Origin of the sequence: Pseudomonas sp. SIMBA_068, assembly GCF_046534705.1 — a bacterium.
Lineage (GTDB): Bacteria > Pseudomonadota > Gammaproteobacteria > Pseudomonadales > Pseudomonadaceae > Aquipseudomonas > Aquipseudomonas putida.
Window position 1 is genome coordinate 1 of sequence record NZ_JAWRYI010000112.1, and the last position, 381, is coordinate 381.

Here is a 381-nt window from a genome sequence, read left to right on the forward strand (position 1 = left end):
CAGTTGTCGACTGGAGAGTGACTGACCAAAATACTGGCTGGCAATGTCCGGTAGCTGGTGGGCTTCGTCGAAGATCATGACGTCCGCTTCCGGGATCAGTTCGCCAAATCCACTCTCTTTAACCACCATATCCGCCAGAAAGAGATGATGGTTTACCACCACCACATCGGCGTCCATCGCTTTTTTACGTGCTTTGACCACAAAGCAATCTTTATACATCGGGCAGTCGCTGCCAAGACAGTTGTCGTTGGTGCTGGTGACCAGCGGCCACGCCTGTGAATCTTCCGCCACGCTGACGCAGGTGCTGATATCACCATCGACTGTTTGATTAGACCAGGAGCGCAGCAGGATCACATCGCTTAAGATTTGTACCGGCAGATC

General features: G+C 52.5%; 1 pseudogene. It reads right to left on the bottom strand.

Annotation, left to right across the window (positions count from 1 at the left end):
• Positions 1–381, bottom strand: a pseudogene (locus SB756_RS28410) (ATP-dependent DNA helicase); the annotation flags it as partial.